General features: G+C 61.9%; 14 protein-coding genes and 1 pseudogene. 2 read left to right on the top strand and 13 right to left on the bottom strand.

Annotated features, from left to right (window positions below):
- Nucleotides 1-12: 12 nt before the first annotated feature.
- A pseudogene (gene metC, locus FOC84_RS13020) lies at nt 13-1,107 on the bottom strand (cystathionine beta-lyase); the annotation flags it as partial.
- A gap of 2 nt (nt 1,108-1,109) precedes the next feature.
- The gene (locus FOC84_RS13015) at nt 1,110-1,697 is read right to left on the bottom strand and encodes a cysteine dioxygenase family protein (RefSeq protein ID WP_173144783.1); all 588 of its coding nucleotides are present in this window, start codon (nt 1,695-1,697) and stop codon (nt 1,110-1,112) included.
- Nucleotides 1,698-1,812: 115 nt separating this feature from the next.
- Between FOC84_RS13015 and FOC84_RS13010 the strand changes: the two genes are divergently transcribed.
- Nucleotides 1,813-2,745, top strand: coding sequence for a LysR substrate-binding domain-containing protein (locus FOC84_RS13010; protein ID WP_173144782.1), 933 nt, complete (start codon nt 1,813-1,815; stop codon nt 2,743-2,745).
- Here the strand turns inward: FOC84_RS13010 and FOC84_RS13005 are convergent.
- The 8 genes from FOC84_RS13005 to FOC84_RS12970 form a co-directional block, all read right to left on the bottom strand.
- Nucleotides 2,699-3,703: an asparaginase gene (locus FOC84_RS13005; RefSeq protein ID WP_173144781.1), complete on the bottom strand. Its 1,005-nt coding sequence runs from the start codon at nt 3,701-3,703 to the stop codon at nt 2,699-2,701. The genes FOC84_RS13010 and FOC84_RS13005 overlap by 47 nt on opposite strands.
- Complete coding sequence (locus FOC84_RS13000; RefSeq protein ID WP_173144780.1) at nt 3,696-4,619, bottom strand: ParB/RepB/Spo0J family partition protein; 924 nt, start codon at nt 4,617-4,619, stop codon at nt 3,696-3,698. Before FOC84_RS13000 ends, FOC84_RS13005 begins: the two co-directional genes overlap by 8 nt.
- 43 nt (nt 4,620-4,662) lie before the next feature.
- Entirely contained in the window at nt 4,663-5,487 is an 825-nt protein-coding gene (locus FOC84_RS12995; protein WP_173144779.1) for a GNAT family N-acetyltransferase, read from the bottom strand.
- 9 nt (nt 5,488-5,496) lie between these two features.
- Nucleotides 5,497-6,297, bottom strand: a complete 801-nt coding sequence (locus tag FOC84_RS12990; protein ID WP_088143518.1) for a ParA family protein — start codon at nt 6,295-6,297, stop codon at nt 5,497-5,499.
- Nucleotides 6,294-6,983, bottom strand: coding sequence for a 16S rRNA (guanine(527)-N(7))-methyltransferase RsmG (gene rsmG, locus FOC84_RS12985; RefSeq protein WP_173144778.1), 690 nt, complete (start codon nt 6,981-6,983; stop codon nt 6,294-6,296). The genes FOC84_RS12990 and rsmG overlap by 4 nt, the downstream gene beginning before the upstream one ends.
- Nucleotides 6,980-8,899: a tRNA uridine-5-carboxymethylaminomethyl(34) synthesis enzyme MnmG gene (gene mnmG / locus FOC84_RS12980; RefSeq protein ID WP_173150125.1), complete on the bottom strand. Its 1,920-nt coding sequence runs from the start codon at nt 8,897-8,899 to the stop codon at nt 6,980-6,982. Before mnmG ends, rsmG begins: the two co-directional genes overlap by 4 nt.
- A gap of 2,592 nt (nt 8,900-11,491) precedes the next feature.
- On the bottom strand, nt 11,492-11,698 hold the full coding sequence (locus FOC84_RS12975; RefSeq protein WP_008157480.1) for a cold-shock protein: 207 nt from the start codon (nt 11,696-11,698) through the stop codon (nt 11,492-11,494).
- A gap of 232 nt (nt 11,699-11,930) precedes the next feature.
- On the bottom strand, nt 11,931-12,980 hold the full coding sequence (locus tag FOC84_RS12970; protein WP_254241966.1) for an AbrB family transcriptional regulator: 1,050 nt from the start codon (nt 12,978-12,980) through the stop codon (nt 11,931-11,933).
- A 97-nt stretch (nt 12,981-13,077) separates the two neighbouring features.
- Between FOC84_RS12970 and FOC84_RS12965 the strand changes: the two genes are divergently transcribed.
- The gene (locus FOC84_RS12965; protein WP_173144776.1) at nt 13,078-14,244 is read left to right on the top strand and encodes a pyridoxal phosphate-dependent aminotransferase; all 1,167 of its coding nucleotides are present in this window, start codon (nt 13,078-13,080) and stop codon (nt 14,242-14,244) included.
- A gap of 222 nt (nt 14,245-14,466) precedes the next feature.
- Here the strand turns inward: FOC84_RS12965 and FOC84_RS12960 are convergent, their stop codons facing one another.
- The 3 genes from FOC84_RS12960 to FOC84_RS12950 form a co-directional block, all read right to left on the bottom strand.
- Nucleotides 14,467-15,993 (bottom strand): tripartite tricarboxylate transporter permease, encoded by a 1,527-nt coding sequence (locus tag FOC84_RS12960; RefSeq protein ID WP_173144775.1) that lies wholly within the window; start codon nt 15,991-15,993, stop codon nt 14,467-14,469.
- On the bottom strand, nt 15,990-16,427 hold the full coding sequence (locus FOC84_RS12955) for a tripartite tricarboxylate transporter TctB family protein (RefSeq protein ID WP_173144774.1): 438 nt from the start codon (nt 16,425-16,427) through the stop codon (nt 15,990-15,992). Before FOC84_RS12955 ends, FOC84_RS12960 begins: the two co-directional genes overlap by 4 nt.
- 111 nt (nt 16,428-16,538) lie before the next feature.
- Nucleotides 16,539-17,537 carry a Bug family tripartite tricarboxylate transporter substrate binding protein gene (locus tag FOC84_RS12950; protein ID WP_173144773.1) on the bottom strand — a complete coding sequence of 333 codons (999 nt, stop codon included), beginning with the start codon at nt 17,535-17,537 and terminating at the stop codon, nt 16,539-16,541.
- Nucleotides 17,538-17,625 lie beyond the last annotated feature (88 nt).

The following is a 17,625-nucleotide window of genomic DNA, read 5'->3' as shown; positions in this document are numbered from 1 at the left end:
GCCCACGTGCAGGCGCAGCATGGCGCCGCGCGGCGCGGGATCCGGCAGGGAACGTGCCGCGCCCAGATTGACGGGTATCACCAGGCTTTCGAAGCCGCCCCACGATGCGCCTATCCCAAACAGCTGCAGGCTGTTGATAAGTCGCTCGACGGCCTCGACGCCGACAGCGCGGGCGAATTCCACCGTCAAGAGACCATTGGCGCCGCTGCAATCGCGTTGCCACAAAGCGTGGGACGCGTCGCCAGGCAGGGCTGGACACAGGACACGCGCCACTTCCGGCCGGCCCAACAGAAAGTCGGCCACGCGCAAGGCGCTGCGAGCGTGCTGCGCCATGCGCAGGGGCAGCGTACGCATGCCGCGCAACACCAGATAGGCATCATCGGCGCCGACGGTCTGCCCTAGGTCCACGGTGGCGCGCTCCAGCGCATTCCAGGCGCGCGAGTTGGTGATCACCGCGCCCATCATCACGTCAGCGTGTCCGCCCAGGTACTTGGTGGCCGCCAGGATGGAGATGTCGGCGCCCAGCGTGAGCGGATTGTGCAGCAGTCCGGAGGCCCAGGTGTTATCCACAGCCAGCCAACACTCATGTGCACGGGCTAACGCGGCCAGCGCCGGCAGGTCGGGCATCTCATAAGTCAGAGAGCCCGGCGACTCCGCGTAGATCATGCGGGTCTCGGGACGGATAAGCGCTTCGATGCCCGCGCCGTCAGGCCGGTAGTACGTGTACGCGATGCCGAGCCGCGACAGATGCTCGGCGCAAAAGCGGCGCACAGGCTCGTATACCGCATCCGTGATCAGGACGTGGTCGCCGGCACGCAGGTAGGCCAGCAGCACGGTGGCGATGGCGGCCTGGCCGGTGGGATATAGCTTGGCGCGATAACCCTCTTCCAGCTCCACCAATGCATCTTCGAGCGCGTGCGTGCTATCGGTGCCGCGCGCGCCGTAGGACGGCAGGCGTTCCTGGTCGCGGCGGCTGCGCGTGTCGCGCCAGGCCTGCACGCTGTCGAAGACGTAGGTGCTGGCGCGCGTGACGGGGGTATTGACCCAGCCGCGATGCGGGCGGCCTGCGCGCAGCAGGCGCGTGGCGGACCGATAGGGTTTGTCCATGATCAGCGGCGCGTCTGCACGCCGATCGGCATGACTTTGCAGGTGCCGGCTGCCAGATCGAACGCCAGGCGCTCGGTCAGCGTTTCCAGCGCGCGGCCGTACATGTGCAGATGGCGGATGACGCTGTCGCCCTGGATTTCCACGGCGTGGATATCGTCCGGCATCAGCGCGATACCCGCGCCGGGACCGACCACCACGGTGCCGGTCTTCTCGAGACGCCCCACGCCAGGCACGGAGCCGTCATCGCTGCGGTCGTAGACGTAGTTGTATTCCACGCCTTCCACGGCCGCGATACAGGCCCAGGTCGTGTGGTTGTGCGGAACGATCTGCTTGCCGGGGCGCATGACGTTCAGATAGAGCGCGTAGCTCTTGTCGGCGTCTTCGGCGATCAGGTAGCGGGCCTGGCGTTCGCCGTCTTCCGGCGCGGGATAGCGGTCGGCGGCCCACCAGTCGGTATGGCCGGCCAAGCCGATCAATTCATCCAGCACGGTCTGTAGGCTGTCCCGGTTCAGCCCCTTATTTCCTACAGTTTTTTTAATATTTCCAATGGCGCTGGTGATGCCGGCCTGATGAGGATGCGCGTTGCTCACTTTGAGTTTTCCCTATTTTCATGTGCTATGGCATTGAATGTATCCGCCCTCCCCGTGAGGGACAATTTAAATTGCCTTAAGATTCCATTAGCATCACTAATACTTTCTAAACACCATGCGCAACCTGGATCTGGACCTGCTCCGCACGTTGACGGCCATCGCCCGGCACGACACCTTTTCGGAAGCCGCCAATCGGCTGCACAAGACGCAGTCCGCGGTGACGCAGCAGATGCAACGGCTGGAATCCCTTATCGGCCAGCCCCTGTTCGAGAAGCAGGGCCGCAACAAGGTGCTTTCATCGCATGGGCGCCGCCTGGTCGAATACGCCCGCCACATGCTGGCCATCAACGATGAGGCGCTGCGGGCCTTGCAGGACGGGCCGCTGGAAGGAGACCTGAGGCTGGGCGCGCCGCTGGACGTGGCGGACTCGATCCTGCCCACGCTGCTGACGCACATCGCGCGTTCGGCGCCGCGCGTGAAACTGGAAATCCGCACGGACCGCAGCCCCTTCCTGATGGATGCCCTGCGCGCCGGCGAACTCGACCTGACGATATCCACACGTTTCGACCAGGACTTCGAGGGCGTGGCGCTGCGCACCTCACCCACGGTGTGGCTGGCGTCCGCCGACTACGTGCACGACATGCATGCGCCCGTGCCGCTGGTGCTGGCCGATGAACCCAGCATTTTCCGGCGGCTGGCGCTCACGGCCCTGGAACAGGCGCGCGTGCGCTGGCACACCAACTATGTGGCGCCGACTCTGGTGGGGATTAAGGCCGCGCTGCGCGCCGGCCTGGGCGTCACCGCGCGCAGCGTGGAACTGCTGGGACCGGAAATGCGCGTGTTGGGCGAAAAGGAAGGACTGCCGCCCTTGCCGGATGTGACGTACTTCCTGTGGATAAGGCCTGATCTGATCAATCCGCTGACGCGGCAGGTCTATGACATGCTCAAGACCAGCCTGGGACTGGCGCAGCAAGCCGATGCGGCGGCCGAGCCACCGCGCATCAATAGCGGTCGAACAGATCCTGCAGGGCCGCCGGATCGCGCGTGAGCGACAGGCCCAGCATCAGCAGGATGCGGGCTTTCTGGGGATTCAGGTCGCGCGCGGCGACAAAGCCCAGGCTGGCGTCGTCGAGTTCGACGTCGCGCGCCACGAAGCCGCTGCCCGTGCGGCTGGAGCGCACCACCGCCACGCCATTGGACGCGGCACGGCTCAGGCCGTCGATGGCAAGGTCCGTGGCATTGCCGTCGCCGACACCGGCCAGCACGATGCCGTCGGCGGCATCAGCCAGGAAATCGATCAGGTCGGCCTGCAAGTTGGCGTGCGCATAGACGACATCCACGCGCGGCCAGCTGCCCTTTTCCAGCAATGCGAGTGAAAACTCGCTTTCCACGGTATGCGTGGTGGTGTTGCGCGAATAGAAAACCGGCGCGCCGCCATGCATCACGCCGGCACGGCCACGATTGGGCGAGGCGAAGGCGCACAGCCCGGCGCTGGCAATCTTCTGGATCTCGCGGGCGTAGTGCACGTCTTCGTTCATGACGACGAGCGGCCCGCGGCCGCGTGCATCGGGATGGCGCGCCAGCGCCACCGCGTTGTACAGATTGGCCGGACCTTCGGCGCCCAGCGCGGTGGCGGGACGCATGGCGCCCACCAGTACCACGGGCTTGTCGTGGCGTATCACCAAGCTCAGGAAGTACGCCGTTTCCTCAAGCGTATCCGTGCCGTGCGTGATGACGATGCCCGCCACCGAGGCGTCGCGGCACAGCGCGTCCACGCGCTCGGCCAGCGCGCGCCACACGGCGTGCGTCATGTTCTGGCTGCCGACATTGGCGACCTGCTCGGCGCGGATCTCGGCGATGCCCGCCAACTGCGGCACGGCGGCCAGCAAGTCATCGACGGAAAACGAACCCGCCTTGTAGCCGGCGGAGGTCGCATCGGCCTGGGCGCCGGCGATCGTGCCGCCCGTCGCCAGTACCGCGATGACCGGCCGCGCGCGCTCAGGCATCCACCACTCCGGACAGGCCCTGGCGCTCGAGCAGGGAATTCAGGTGTTCCCAGCCATGGAAGTCGATGACGATCTGGCCCTTTTCCTTGGCGCCCACCTTCAGCGCGACCCGCGTGCCCAAGTGGTCGGACAAGGCTTCTTCCAGGCGCGTCAGATCGCGCGATACGCCGTTGGCCTTTTTCTTGGGCGCGGCGGACGACTCGGCTTCCTTGGCGGTCTTGGCGACCAGTTTTTCGGCTTCACGCACCGACAGGCGGCGCGCAATGATCTGGTTGGCCAGCTGGATCTGCGTGGCCGCGTCCACGGCGAGCAGCGCGCGCGCATGGCCCATGTCCACATCGCCCGCCAACAGCATGGTCTGTACGGCTGCGGCCAGGTTCAGGAGGCGCAGCAGATTGCTGGTGGCCGAACGCGAACGGCCGATCGCCTGCGCGGCCTGTTCATGCGTCAGGCCGAATTCGTCCAGCAGCCGGCGCACGCCCTGCGCTTCTTCCAGCGGGTTCAGGTCTTCGCGCTGGATGTTTTCGATCAGCGCCATGACGGCCGCGTTCTCGTCGGCCACTTCGCGCACCAGCACCGGCACTTCCTTCAGGCCGGCGAGCTGGGCCGCGCGGAACCGGCGTTCTCCAGCGATGATTTCATAGTGGCCGGGCGCGGCTTCGCCCAGTGCGCGCACAAGAATGGGTTGCATGATGCCTTGCGTGCGGATCGATTCGGCCAGTTCACCCAATGCGCCCTCGTCCATGCGCGTGCGCGGCTGATACTTGCCGGCGCGCATCTTGGAAACGGGCAAGGTGGACGGCGGACCCTCGGGCTTGGCGGCGGCGACCTTGCCGATGTTGTCGATGGCAGGCGCGTCCGCGCCGAGCAAGGCGTCCAGTCCGCGGCCCAATCCCTTGGGTTTCTTGGTGGCCATAATTAAATCCTCTTTCCTTCTGTTTTTGTATCCCGAGCCTGGCTCAGGCGTCCGTCTGCTCGGCGGGCAGGCGGTACCAATACGCGTAACAGTCTTTGAAACCGTAGCGGCCATACAAGGCGCGCGCGGCTGTATTCTCCGGCTCAACCTGCAAATAGGCTGTCGTGGCGCCGCCGGCGGCGCCTGTTGCCAACAAATGTTCAATCAGGGAGGCGGCGTAGCCTTTGCGCCGCTGCCCCGGGTCGGTGACGATGTCGAACAGTCCGAGCAGGTCGCCGTCGCGGACTGCCAGGCCCGCGGCAACGCACTGTCCCTCTGCATCCGTGGCCAGCACCGGCGAGATATCCACAGCCAGGCCTAGCAGGCGCATCCGATGTTCGGCGATATGCCCGGACTCCGAGTTGCGCATTGCCCCGACCGCCGCCGCGAAGCGTCCGGTATCGACAATATTGAAAAGCAGATCGCCCCGGGCACTGGGCCTGGGAGCGAGCGGCATGCACATGACTCGGGTCTCGCCGGTAAAGGTATAACCGCGGGACTCCAGTTCGGCGTCGAGGGAAAAATCGGGACCGATGGAGGTGATGCGCAGCACCATGGGCAAGCCATGGCGCGCATACAACGATGAACAATACGCCAGCCGCTCGTCCAACGGACGTGTGGATAACCCCAGCACATTGACGCTGCGCACGCGCTTGGCGGGCGAAGGCGCGAAACGCACCAGCCAGCCATCGTAAAGCAGCTGTGCGCCAACCGCCGTCGCATTCAGCGCGGCCTCTTCCAGACGCGTGCGCAGGCGGTCGCGCGCGTCAATGCGCGGCGTACCGGAGGCTTGCGTTTCGGTCTGGGAAAAGAGCGTGACAGCGGACATGGTTACAGCCTACTTCAGATCCTTTTTCACGCGCTCGATCATTTCGGCGCCAAACGAGATATAGGCCTGCGCGCCGCGCGAGGCGCGGTCGTACACCACGCCGGGCATGCCATAGCTGGGCGCTTCGGCCAGGCGCACGTTGCGCGGCACGACGGTCTTGAATACCTTGTCGCCGAAGTGCGCCTCGAGCTGCGCGGATACCTGCTGTTGCAGGGTCATGCGCGGATCGAACATGACGCGCAGCAATCCGATGACGCGCAGATCGTCGTTGATGTTCCGGTGCACGCGCTTGATCGTGTTGACCAGGTCGGACAGGCCTTCCAGCGCGAAGTACTCGCACTGCATCGGGATGATGACGCCGTGGGCGGCGGCCAGGCCGTTCAAGGTCAGCAGCGACAAGGTGGGCGGGCAATCGATCAGCACGAAGTCGTACTGCGTGGCGACGGTGTCGATCGCGGCCTTCAGCTGGCGCTCGCGCTGATCCATCTGCACCAGGTCGATCTCGGCGCCGGACAGTTCGCGGTTGGCGGGCAGCACGTCGTAGCCGCCCGACTCGGATTTGACGCGGGCCTGCTCGATGTTCGATTCGCCAATCAACACCTGGTACAGGTTCGACTCCAGCGAATTCTTGTCGATGCCGCTGCCCATCGTGGCATTGCCTTGCGGGTCCAGGTCCACCAGCAGCACGCGTTGGTTGTGCGTGGCAAGGCCCGCCGCCAGGTTGATGGCGGTCGTCGTCTTGCCCACACCGCCCTTCTGGTTGGCAATGCAGAAAATGCGGGCGGTGGTGCTGGGGGGTATGTTCTTCATAGGGTTCCTTGACTACGGCGCATCCAGATCAGGCAGCGTTCGGCCTGCAACTCAGGCACGCGCAACGGCTGGATGTGATCGACTTGCCATTCTCCGCGCGCATGCAGCGCCTGTATTTCGTCCTCGGGGACCTTGCCCTTCATGGCGACGAGGGTACCATCGTTGCGCACATGGCGACCCGCGAGTTGCGCAAAATCGTCCAAGGAAGCGAAGGCGCGCGACGTCACGATATTGCACTCGGCGGGAGCCAAGGTTTCGATGCGGGCGTGGCTCGCCTGCAGATTGGGCAAGGCCAGCACGCCGCTCATCTGCCGCACGAAGGCCGTCTTCTTTTCGACCGCGTCCACGCAGGTCACCGACCAGTGGGGCCGCATGATCGCCAGAACGACGCCTGGCAGGCCCCCGCCCGATCCGACGTCGTAGACCTTGGCCGGCGTGTCCGAAGCGCCCAGCGCCTCGCTGAACGGCCCTACCGCAGCCAAGCTGTCGAACAGGTGCTGGATCAGCATCTGCTGCGGGTCGCGGATGGCGGTGAGGTTGTAGGTCCGGTTCCAGCGCTGCATCTGCGACAGATAATTCAGCAGCTTGGCCATCGTCGCAGCATCAGCCTCCAGCGCCAGCTGCTCGCATGCGCGAGACAGGCGGCCGGCCATGTCCGCGCCGGCCGTATCGGCGTGCGCGCTCATGCCGCTTGCTTGCGCGAGCCGTAATGCAGGCGCTTCAGATGGATCAGCAGCAATGAAATTGCAGCGGGAGTGACGCCTGAGATGCGCGCAGCCTGGCCGATGGTTTCCGGGCGGTGCGCCTTGAGTTTCTGGCGCACTTCGAACGACAGGCTGGTCACCGCCTCGTAGTCGACGTCGGCGGGTATGGCCTGCTGTTCATGCGCAAGCTGTTTCTGCACTTCGACTTGCTGGCGGTCGATATAGCCGGCGTACTTCACCTGGATCTCGACCTGTTCGGCCAACACTTCGTCTTCCATCACGCCAGGGCCGGCCAGCAGCGAACCATCGGCGTTGCGGGTGGCCATCAAGGCTTCATAGGAAACATTGGGCCGTTTCAATAGATCTGCTAGTGAGTACTCACGTTCAATCGCCTTGCCTAGTAGGGGCTCGGCGACTTCGGCGGGCAGTATACGCGGATTCACCCAAGAGGATTTCAGACGTTCGACTTCCGCAGCCACCGCATCGCGCTTGCGATTGAAGGCGTCCCAGCGCACGTCGTCGACTAGGCCGAGACGACGGCCGATTTCGGTCAGGCGCAAGTCGGCATTGTCTTCGCGCAGGCTCAACCGATATTCGGCCCGAGACGTGAACATGCGATACGGCTCGGTCACGCCACGCGTGACCAGATCGTCGACCAACACCCCCAGATAGGCCTCATCGCGGCGCGGGGTCCATTGCTCGCGATCCAGTGCGAACAATGCGGCATTGACGCCGGCGAGCAGCCCTTGGGCGGCCGCCTCTTCGTAGCCGGTAGTGCCGTTGATCTGTCCGGCAAAGTACAGGCCTGCGATCGCCTTGGTTTCCAGGGTGCTCTTCAATCCACGTGGATCGAAGTAGTCGTATTCGATGGCGTAACCGGGACGCAGGATGTGCGCATTTTCCAGGCCAGGCAGGGAATGGATCAGGGCCAATTGCACGTCAAACGGCAGACTGGTCGACACGCCGTTCGGATAGACCTCATGCGTGTCCAGGCCTTCGGGTTCCAGGAAGACCTGGTGCGACTCCTTATCGGCAAAACGATGGATCTTGTCTTCGATGGACGGGCAGTAACGCGGACCCACCCCTTCGATCACGCCGCTGTACATCGGCGAACGGTCCAGGCCGCCGCGGATGATGTCGTGGGTGCGGGCGTTGGTGTGCGTGATCCAGCAAGGCAGCTGACGCGGGTGCATGCCGACATTGCCCATGTAGGAAAACACGGGGATCGGATCCAGGTCGCCGGGCTGCTGTTCGAGGATGCTGTAGTTGATCGAGCGGCCATCGATGCGCGGCGGCGTGCCGGTCTTCAAGCGCCCCTGCGGCAGCGCAAGTTCCTTCAAGCGCTGCCCCAGGGAGATAGCAGGAGGATCACCGGCACGACCACCCGAATAGTTCTGCAAGCCCACGTGAATCAGGCCGTTCAGAAATGTACCGGCGGTAAGCACCACGGACTTCGCCCGAAACTTCAGGCCGATCTGAGCAACGGCACCGACTACGCGGTCGCCCTCCACCATCAGGTCTTCGACTGCCTGCTGGAACAGCCAGAGATTTGGTTGATTTTCCAGGCGGCCGCGGATTGCCTTGCGGTACAGCACCCGATCCGCCTGAGCGCGCGTCGCCCGGACAGCCGGCCCTTTCGAGCCATTCAGGATGCGGAACTGAATACCCGCTTCATCCGTTGCCAAAGCCATGGCGCCACCCAGGGCGTCAACTTCTTTGACTAGGTGGCCCTTGCCGATCCCGCCGATGGAGGGATTGCAAGACATTTGGCCTAGGGTTTCGATGTTGTGCGTCAACAGCAGGGTCTGGGCGCCAGTGCGGGCAGCTGCCAGCGCTGCTTCGGTGCCGGCGTGGCCGCCACCAACGACGATGACATCGAATTCGCGGGGATAGTCCATGATGGGAGGGGGGGAGGTAAGAGAGCGTTCGGTGCTCATTATAGAGGCAGGGATTGCATGTTTCACGTGAAACATGTTTCGGCGTACCAGGATGCGGCCCACGGCCAGATCGTCGTCGGCAAAAGGCAACGGGGTTCGTCTTTTGCAGGGATAAATATGTCGGCAGTTGCCACTGCTTTGGCTGTCATGTTTCACGTGAAACGTTGTATTGGCCTAGCCGAACCCCTCTCCTTCTATAAGAATGTATGTCATGGATACTCGACCAAGCCCCGCACACTCGTCTTATGCAACTCACAATCCGACTCCAAGGAGCAGAGGCCTGCGGGCAATATGTTCCACGTGAAACATTGCTGAACGCCTAGCTCGCTAGCCTCGTGGAACCTGCTGCCAAGGGTATTGTCTTGCCAAGAAATGCGACCAAAGTACCCGCACAGTCTGCCGAGAGGAGATGCCCGATTCGCAAGGGATCCCTCCTTCATGCCGGATGATCTCAAATCTATTGATGTTTCACGTGGAACATTCTCCAGGCGGGCAACACGACGGTTCGGTACATCTACTCGGTGCTTGGGATAGACAATTTCTCGTTGGCGGCGCAGCGACAACATTAAAGAATTAGAAGGACTATTAGAGCTATAGAGGGGAGTTTCCCTTCTCCCAATTCCAGCTTGCCTCCCCTCATCGATGTTTCACGTGAAACGTCAATAGCCTCTTGAGCGCAGGTAGTGTTTCACGTGAAACATGCCCATGAAGATGGGGTTCTATCGCCGAAAAGCAAATTCCCCTCAGCTAATGTTCCACGTGAAACACGTGAATGGAACTCTGAAATAGACGAACGCAGCAGCCTAAGATTCCAAATTTAACGCCACGCTCGATCGAAGGAACGTAATCGTCCTCCAGTTCCATTATCCAAGCGAATCCTCTGACGTCGATCTCATGAAGATTCATCCAAGAAAAAAGCAATTTTCAAACCCCTACCCTACCCCTTACCCAAAACAGAGTGGATTTTCTTGTTTCACGTGAAACGCGACTGACCACGAACAACCAAATAATGCCTGTCCACGAGTAGCGACATATCAGACTTCCCGCCGTAACGCGACGATCAGTCCACACTCCTGGCTCCCACCTGGTCAGATTAAAGTTCGCCGAGTCTGCATTGAAACTGGCTAAGGCCTGAAACACCATGCCCTTTCCAATTCAGAAAACAACGTTATGCCTCCCACAGTGGTCGAGAACGCATGAGCAGGCATCTCGGCCAAGAATGGTTGGATCGTGGAAAGCTCGTCAGAGCACGGCATGCAGCAGAACGCTCATCCTGACAGGCTGTGCAATTCTGCACAGCGTTATCAACAGCTACCAAATCCGCTAGCTGCGGAAATTGGCCGTTTCACGTGGAACAACTCTGGGGATAAGTCGCCGTTGGACAGCGCAGGTCGCCGAAAAAAACGGGGGCATTCAACAAAGGCGGCAAAGTGCCAAGAAGCGTGAAAAAGCACAAATGCACAACGTCTTCCCTATGACAGCAATCGATTATTTCTATTTAGGATGCTTGTCTGACTTAGGAAATTCCAAGATCAATACGCGGTCGTGCCTACGCAAAATGCCGTGGAAAACTATGTGGATAAGATCAAGCCTCGAAGCCACAACAAATTTTCGAAAACCTGCACAACAAGCTCTCACTTTTGAAACTGGCCCGGAACTCTGCAATCGCCCTTCGGTCAAAATGCCGCTCAAAATCGTGAAAGCGGATTATCCACAAACCTATCCGCGCGCTCCCGTCCTGCGGTCTGCCACTACGCGGAAACCACCGGCAATCTGGACGCTGATTCATTGACCAGACAACAATCTTGCACTGCCATGACAGCGCGCACCATCATCCTTTTGGGTGAGGTCCAGCCTTTCATGTGAATCCTGTGGAAAACTCGCCGAACGGGATCTGGGTGAAGGTTGCCTCTACTGCGGACCGAAGACCGGGTTCCGCTCCGGGCATTCAGAGTAGCGCGGCGGACGGGTAGGCCGCCGGCCGCGGCCCCATCTTCCGGAGCCTATCCCCATTTCTATCCACAGGCTGACGCCGTCGATTGGACCACCGAAGGGTGTAATTCTGTGCATAACCCGGATGGGGATATCTTTGTGAACAACCGGCCTCCATCCAGGCAAAAGCGGACCAAAGTGGCCCTGAAACAGTATGGCCGTGCAGATCGTTCGTGGCCCGGATTCGCTCCGAGAATCGCCTTAAATGCCTGTATTCCCTAGGGAAAGGCCATGTTTAAACATAACCATCGCGGCCGGTCCGGATGAGTCCAAACGCCATAGCTGCGAAGCGGCATCGTTCCAAGAAAGATGGGATAACTGTGTAAAACCCAGCGGTGGATACGCAATTGCTTCATTGCTGAGCATGAAAATGCTCACGCCCAAAAATAATTATCCACAAACTTATCCACGGCTGGAGAATATGTTAGTGAATACTAACTATCTACACGGGACAGGCAGAGCAGGCGCTTGCCGCCAAATGAAACAACGCCCCAGACCATACGGTCTTGGGGCGTTGTAGCCAGGTCGGACCTGGCAGACGGGAAATTGGGATTTCCCGATTTAGAGCGGGCGAATTTCGGCCGCTTGAGGTCCTTTCGGACCATCCTTGACTTCGAATTCGACTTCCTGGCCTTCGTTCAGGCTGCGATAGCCGCGGCCCTGGATGGCGGAAAAGTGTGCGAAAACATCGGTGCCACCAACGTCCGGCGTGATGAAACCGAAACCCTTGTCAGCGTTGAACCACTTAACTTTGCCCTTCTGAGCCATTTTTTCTAGCGTCCTGTAATTAACTCGAAATGCAATGAATCAAGGACGCCGCGAGAACTGAACGACCGGTAGTAGTACCTGCGTTGCTGCTGCGTTCCCGCCTGCCGCCTAGCTGCAGAACGAGTCCGCGCGCTGCTTGAATCAACTGCGTAATCAGCATACTCAGCACGCATTACAGACTCATATAGTTGTTTACCCCAATGTCGTATTTTTAATACTGGGCCTCGTTCCGCTAGGCCTTGCCGTTCTGTCGGCGCGCCAAAAAAGCGTAGATCGGACCGGTCACAATCACCACAAAAACCATGCGCGTAACGTGGAATGCGGTCACCACCGGAACGCCCAGCTGCAGCACTTTAGCGGTAATCGCCATCTCGGCAATGCCGCCCGGCGTGGTGCCCAGAATCAAGGTGGGAATGGGAGCAGCCGACCATAGCGACAGCAAGGCGCCAAGACCGAACGCGAGCGCCAGCGCAGCCACCGTGAAACACGCCACCGCGGCAATGAAACGTGGCGCCGCCCGAAAGAAATCCGGCCGGTAACGGTCGCCCAGCGACCAGCCGATCAGCAACTGGCCTATCTTCGGCACGTAATCAGGAAGAGCCGACAGCTCGATGCCATTGAGCGTCAGGATCATGGCGACCAGCATTGGCCCCAGCACCCAGGGATTCGGCAATCGCAGCCTCATGAAGGCGGCGCCGCCGATGCAGGTCAGCGCAACCAGCGCCGCCAGCCCCCAACCATGGACCACTTTAGGCCCGGGCACAGTGGGATCCAGACCCGCCACGCCCCACCATTGAAAGATGAATGGCACTGTGACCACAACCATCAACACACGCACGCTATGTGCCGTCGCAACGCGGTCTATGCGCGCGCCGTGGCGCTCGGCCAGGTTCGCCATTTCGCTGGCTCCACCGATGGCGGAAGAAAACCAGGCTGTCTTGAAATCGACGTCGGTGTAGCGGCGCAGGATCGCCGTGCCCATGAATGCCAGGCCTAGCGCGAACAACATGCCGACGATGATGGGCCCCGCATTGCTGCCGATGTGGCCAATCACTTGTGGCGTGAAGTACAGGCCCAGTGACGTGCCGATCACCCACTGGCCCGCATTGCGCGCCGGCCGCGGGCACGCGGTGCCCAAACCCGCGATGCGCGTCGCCGCGGTCACCAGCAACGCGCCCAGCATCCAAGGCAGCGGAATATGAGCCCACGCCGCCAACAACGCACCCGCCAATGCGAGCGCCAAACCACCCAGTACTCTCCACAACATGTTCTGACCCACCATACCGCCGCGCCTTAAGCTCATGTGAAAACCGAATTATGAGTTAGTGGGATACTTACGAAAACTCTCTCTGCTAGCAACGTTCACTCTCGCGTCCACCATGATCCGATCCAAACTTCCCGACGTTGGCACCACCATCTTTACCGTGATGAGCCGCCTGGCCATCGAACACAAAGCCATCAACCTTGGCCAGGGCTTTCCCGACTTCGATCCAGATCCCGCCTTGTGCGCCCTGGTTTCGAAGGCCATGGCCGACGGCCACAACCAGTATCCCTACATGCCCGGGGTCGCACCGCTGCGCGAGGCCATCGCCGCCAAGACGCGCGAACTCTACGGCCATGCCTACGATCCGGAAACCGAGATCACCGTCACCAGCGGCGCGACCGAAGCGCTGATGGCAACCGTCCTGGCCGCCGTAGGCAGCGGTGACGAAGTCGTCGTCATCGAGCCCTGCTATGACTCCTATCTGCCGGCAATCCGCCTGGCCGGCGGCACCGCCGTGCCGGTGCCGCTGCGCGCGCCCACCGAGGCGGACCCCTACTACCGCATCGACTGGCAACGCGTGCGCGACGCCATTACGTCGAAGACTCGCCTGTTGATGCTGAACTTTCCGCACAACCCGACCGGCGCGGTGCTGGACGACAGCGACCTGGACGCGTTGGAAGCCATCGTGCGCGACACCGGCGTGCTGCTGGTGTCCGACGAGGTCTACGAGCACATCGTGTTCGATGGCAAACCCCACGCCAGCGTGGCGCGCCGCCCGCTCCTGGCCGAGCATGCCTTCGTGATTTCGTCCTTCGGCAAGACCTATCACACCACCGGCTGGAAGATCGGCTATTGCTGCGCGCCGCGCCAGCTCAGCGCCGAACTGCGCAAGGTACATCAATTCATGGTGTTCACCGTGCCTTCTCCCATGCAGTTCGCGCTGGCCGAATTCATGCGCGACCCCAAGCCTTACCTGGACCTGCCCGCCTTCTATCAGGCCAAACGCGACCACCTGGCGCAAGGGCTGGCCAAGACGCGCTTCCGCCCCCTGCCCAGCCCGGGCACGTTCTTCCTGCTGGCCGATTACAGCCAGATTTCCAAGCAGAACGAGGCCGACTTCGCGCGCGATCTGACGGTGAATCATGGCGTCACGGTGATACCGGTATCGGCGTTCTACCGTCAGCCCGATGCGCCCGAATCCAACCACCGCATCGTGCGCTTCTGCTTTGCCAAAAAGGACGCCACGCTCGATGCGGCACTGGCACGCCTGGCGCAAGTCTGACGTTTCGCACGGATCAATCCATCGTCATTCCAATATTTCGAACGGGCTCTATCTACAAGCGTTTTTGTTGATGAATATGAATAAAAGCTCGCATAAAAAATAGACGCTCAACAACGCGAAATAAGGAACAAAAAAAGGGCGCCATAAGGCGCCCTTTGCAATCTCCAGCCCAGACCCCGGAGCGCGGCCATTGTCCTTTACGACCGCCGCGCCGCCATGGGATCAGGCCGGACCAGCGGCAAGCTTCTTCGCTGCGCGCAGGCGGCGCATGATCTGCGGCACGATCACGACCGCAGCCGCCCCCACCCACATCGAGATCGACACCGGGCTGGCGAACAACACGCCCACATCGCCATCGGTCATCGACAAGGCGCGGCGCAGGTTCTGTTCCATCATGTTGCCCAACACCACGCCCAAAACCAGCGGCGCCATGGGAACGCCGAACTTGCGCAGGAAATAGCCCAGCGCGCCGATGCCCGCCACCAACAGCAAGTCGAAGGTGCCTGCGTTGATGGCGTAAACGCCGATGTAGCTGATGCACAGGATGCCCGGCACCATCAGCCATCCCGGCACCGACAGCACCTTGGCGAAGAAGCGCACCAGCGGCACGTTCATGACGAACAGCAGCACGTTGGCCACGAACAGCGAGGCGATCAAACCCCACACCAATTCGGGCTTGGAGTCGAACAGAACCGGACCCGGCGTGATGTTGTAGAGCGTCAGCGCGCCCATCATCACGGCAGTGGTACCCGAACCGGGCACGCCCAGCGTCAACATCGGCACGAACGAACCGATGGCCGAGGCCGTGGCGGCAGCTTCCGGCGCGACCAGGCCGCGCATGTCGCCCTTGCCGAACTTGGCATCCGGATCCTTGGCCTCGATGATGCGCTTTTCCTGCGAATACGCCACGGCCGCGGCCACACTGGCGCCTGCGCCAGGCAACACGCCCACGCCAAAGCCCACCAACGAACTGCGCACCACGCTCCACCAGGTGAGCGCCATTTCCTTCAGGTTGAAGAGCTTGCGGCCGCTGGGCTTGACCTCGACGCTGTGGCCGGACATCACCTTCTCCAGCATTTCCAGCATCTCGCTGACCGCGAACAGCGCAATCACCACCACCACGAATTCGATGCCGTCAGCCAGATGCACCAATTCGAAGGTGTAGCGATACACGCCGGAATTCGCGTCCACGCCCACCACCGAAATCGACAGACCTATCATCGCCGCCAGCACGCCCTTCACGGGTTGTTTACCCAACAGGCTGGTCAGGCAGCAGAACGCAAAGATCATCAGCACGAAGTACTCGGCGGGGCCGAAGGCCAAGGCCCACTTGGCCAGCAACGGCGCGAGCAGGATGATGCCCACCACCGACACGATGGCGCCGAAGAACGCGGACCAGGCGGAAAGCGACAGCGCGACGCTGGCCAGCCCCTGGCGCGCCAACGGATAGCCGTCCAGCGTCGTCATGATGGCGCTGGCCTCGCCCGGCACGTTCAACAGAATGGCGGTGATGCGGCCGCCGTACTCTGCGCCCACGTACACGGCAGCCAGCAGGATCAGCGCGGTCTCGGGCGGCAGGTTCATGGCGAACGCGATCGGGATCAGCATTGCCACGCCGTTGACCGGTCCCAGGCCGGGCAGTACGCCCACCATCGTGCCGATGAACGAACCGATCATGGCCACCAGCAGGTTGGTCAGCGACAAGGCTACGCCAAAGCCTATCGCCAAGTGATCAAGAATGCCGCTCATATCAGGGTCTCCAGCAAACCGGTGGGCAGGACCACGTCCAGCACCTTGTCGAACAGCAAGAAAAACAGGACACTCATGACGGCGCCGCCGATGGCGCACTTGACCCAGCCGCCCCCGAACAGGCGACCGACGAATATCGTCATCAGGGTGGTCGCGATCACGAAGCCCAGCCACTGGAACAGGAAGGCATAGGCCACCACGAACGCCATCATCAGCGCGATGCGCGCATTGGCGCCAGGCGGATTGGCCTCGACCTGATGGCCGCCCTTGTAGACCAGCCACAGGCCGCACAGGCCAATGATCAACGCCAGCAGCAAGGGAAAGGCGCGCGGGCCCACCGGCTCATAGGCGAAGGGGGCTTCGATTCCCCAACCCGCCACGGTCATGAAGGCGGCCAGCGCAAGCGCCGCCACGCCCAGTATTCGATCGTTCATGATCACTTTTCCGTTGTAGTCTCATCGCGCGGCGCAGCGCTCCCCTGCCGCCGCGGCAATGCCGGCGGCGGGGAACCCTGAAAAACGCGATAGGGAGGAGAGCCTTGCGGCTTACTTCTTGACCAGGCCGAAAGAGTCGGCCAGTTCGCCGTAGGCCTTGACCTGGTTCTTCACGTAGGCGTCCAGCTCGGGACCCGTCTTGTTGAACGGGAACAGGCCCTGCTGCTGGCGCAGCTTGTCGAACTCAGGCGAGGCCGTGGCCTTGTTGAAGGCGTCGACCCAGAACTGGTAATCGCTGTCCGACACCTTCGGACCGACATAGAAGCCACGGATGATCGGCCAGACGATGTCGTAACCCTGTTCCTTGGCGGTCGGCACGGTGTTCAACTTGCCCGGCAGGCGCTGGTCGTTGAACACGGCCAGCACGCGGATGGGGGCGCCGCCTTCGAGCATGGTGAAGGCTTCCGCCGCGTCGCCCATGTAGGCCTGGATGTGGCCACCGCGCAAGGCCGTGACGGCTTCGCCGCCGCCTTCAAACGCCACGAAGCGCATCTTCTTGAAATCCACGCCCGCGGCCTTTGCGGTCAGCGCGGCCTTCATCCAGTCCTGGCTGCCCACCGTGCCGCCCGCGCCCAGCACGATCTTGGTCGGATCCTGCTTGAAGGCTTCCATCAGGCTCTTCAGGTCGGTGTACGGGGAATCGTTGCGGACCACGGCCACGCCGTAGTCGGTGCCGATGGCGGCCAGCCAGCGCACGTCGTTGACGTTGTATTTGCCGAATTTTCCCTGGGCCAGGTTCAAGAGCGAGCCGCCCGAGAACGCCACGATGGTGCCCGGTTCGTTCGGATGCTGGGCCACGATGTTGTTGTAGGCCACGGCGCCGATGCCGCCAGGCATGTAGACGATACGCATGGCAGTCTTGAGCGCGCCGCTTTGCTTCAGGCCTTCGGTGGCCAGGCGGCAGGTCAAGTCGAAACCGCCGCCGGGCTGGGCAGGCGCGATGCATTCCGGGCGGCGCGGCTCATCGGCTGCGTGGGCGGCGCCCAGGGACAGGGTAATCGCGCCCAGCGCCACGACGGCGGCCAGGCGAAGTTTCAGACTAGTCTGCATTTTTTGCGTCTCCGAGATTTATAGGTCTAGGTATGGCTGGAAGCTCTGCTCAGACGGTTTTTCCGCAATAACGGCCCCACCAGTGGAC

This window comes from Achromobacter pestifer, assembly GCF_013267355.1.
Classification (GTDB): domain Bacteria; phylum Pseudomonadota; class Gammaproteobacteria; order Burkholderiales; family Burkholderiaceae_B; genus Achromobacter; species Achromobacter pestifer_A.
This window is presented reverse-complemented; position numbering and strand designations above follow the sequence as displayed.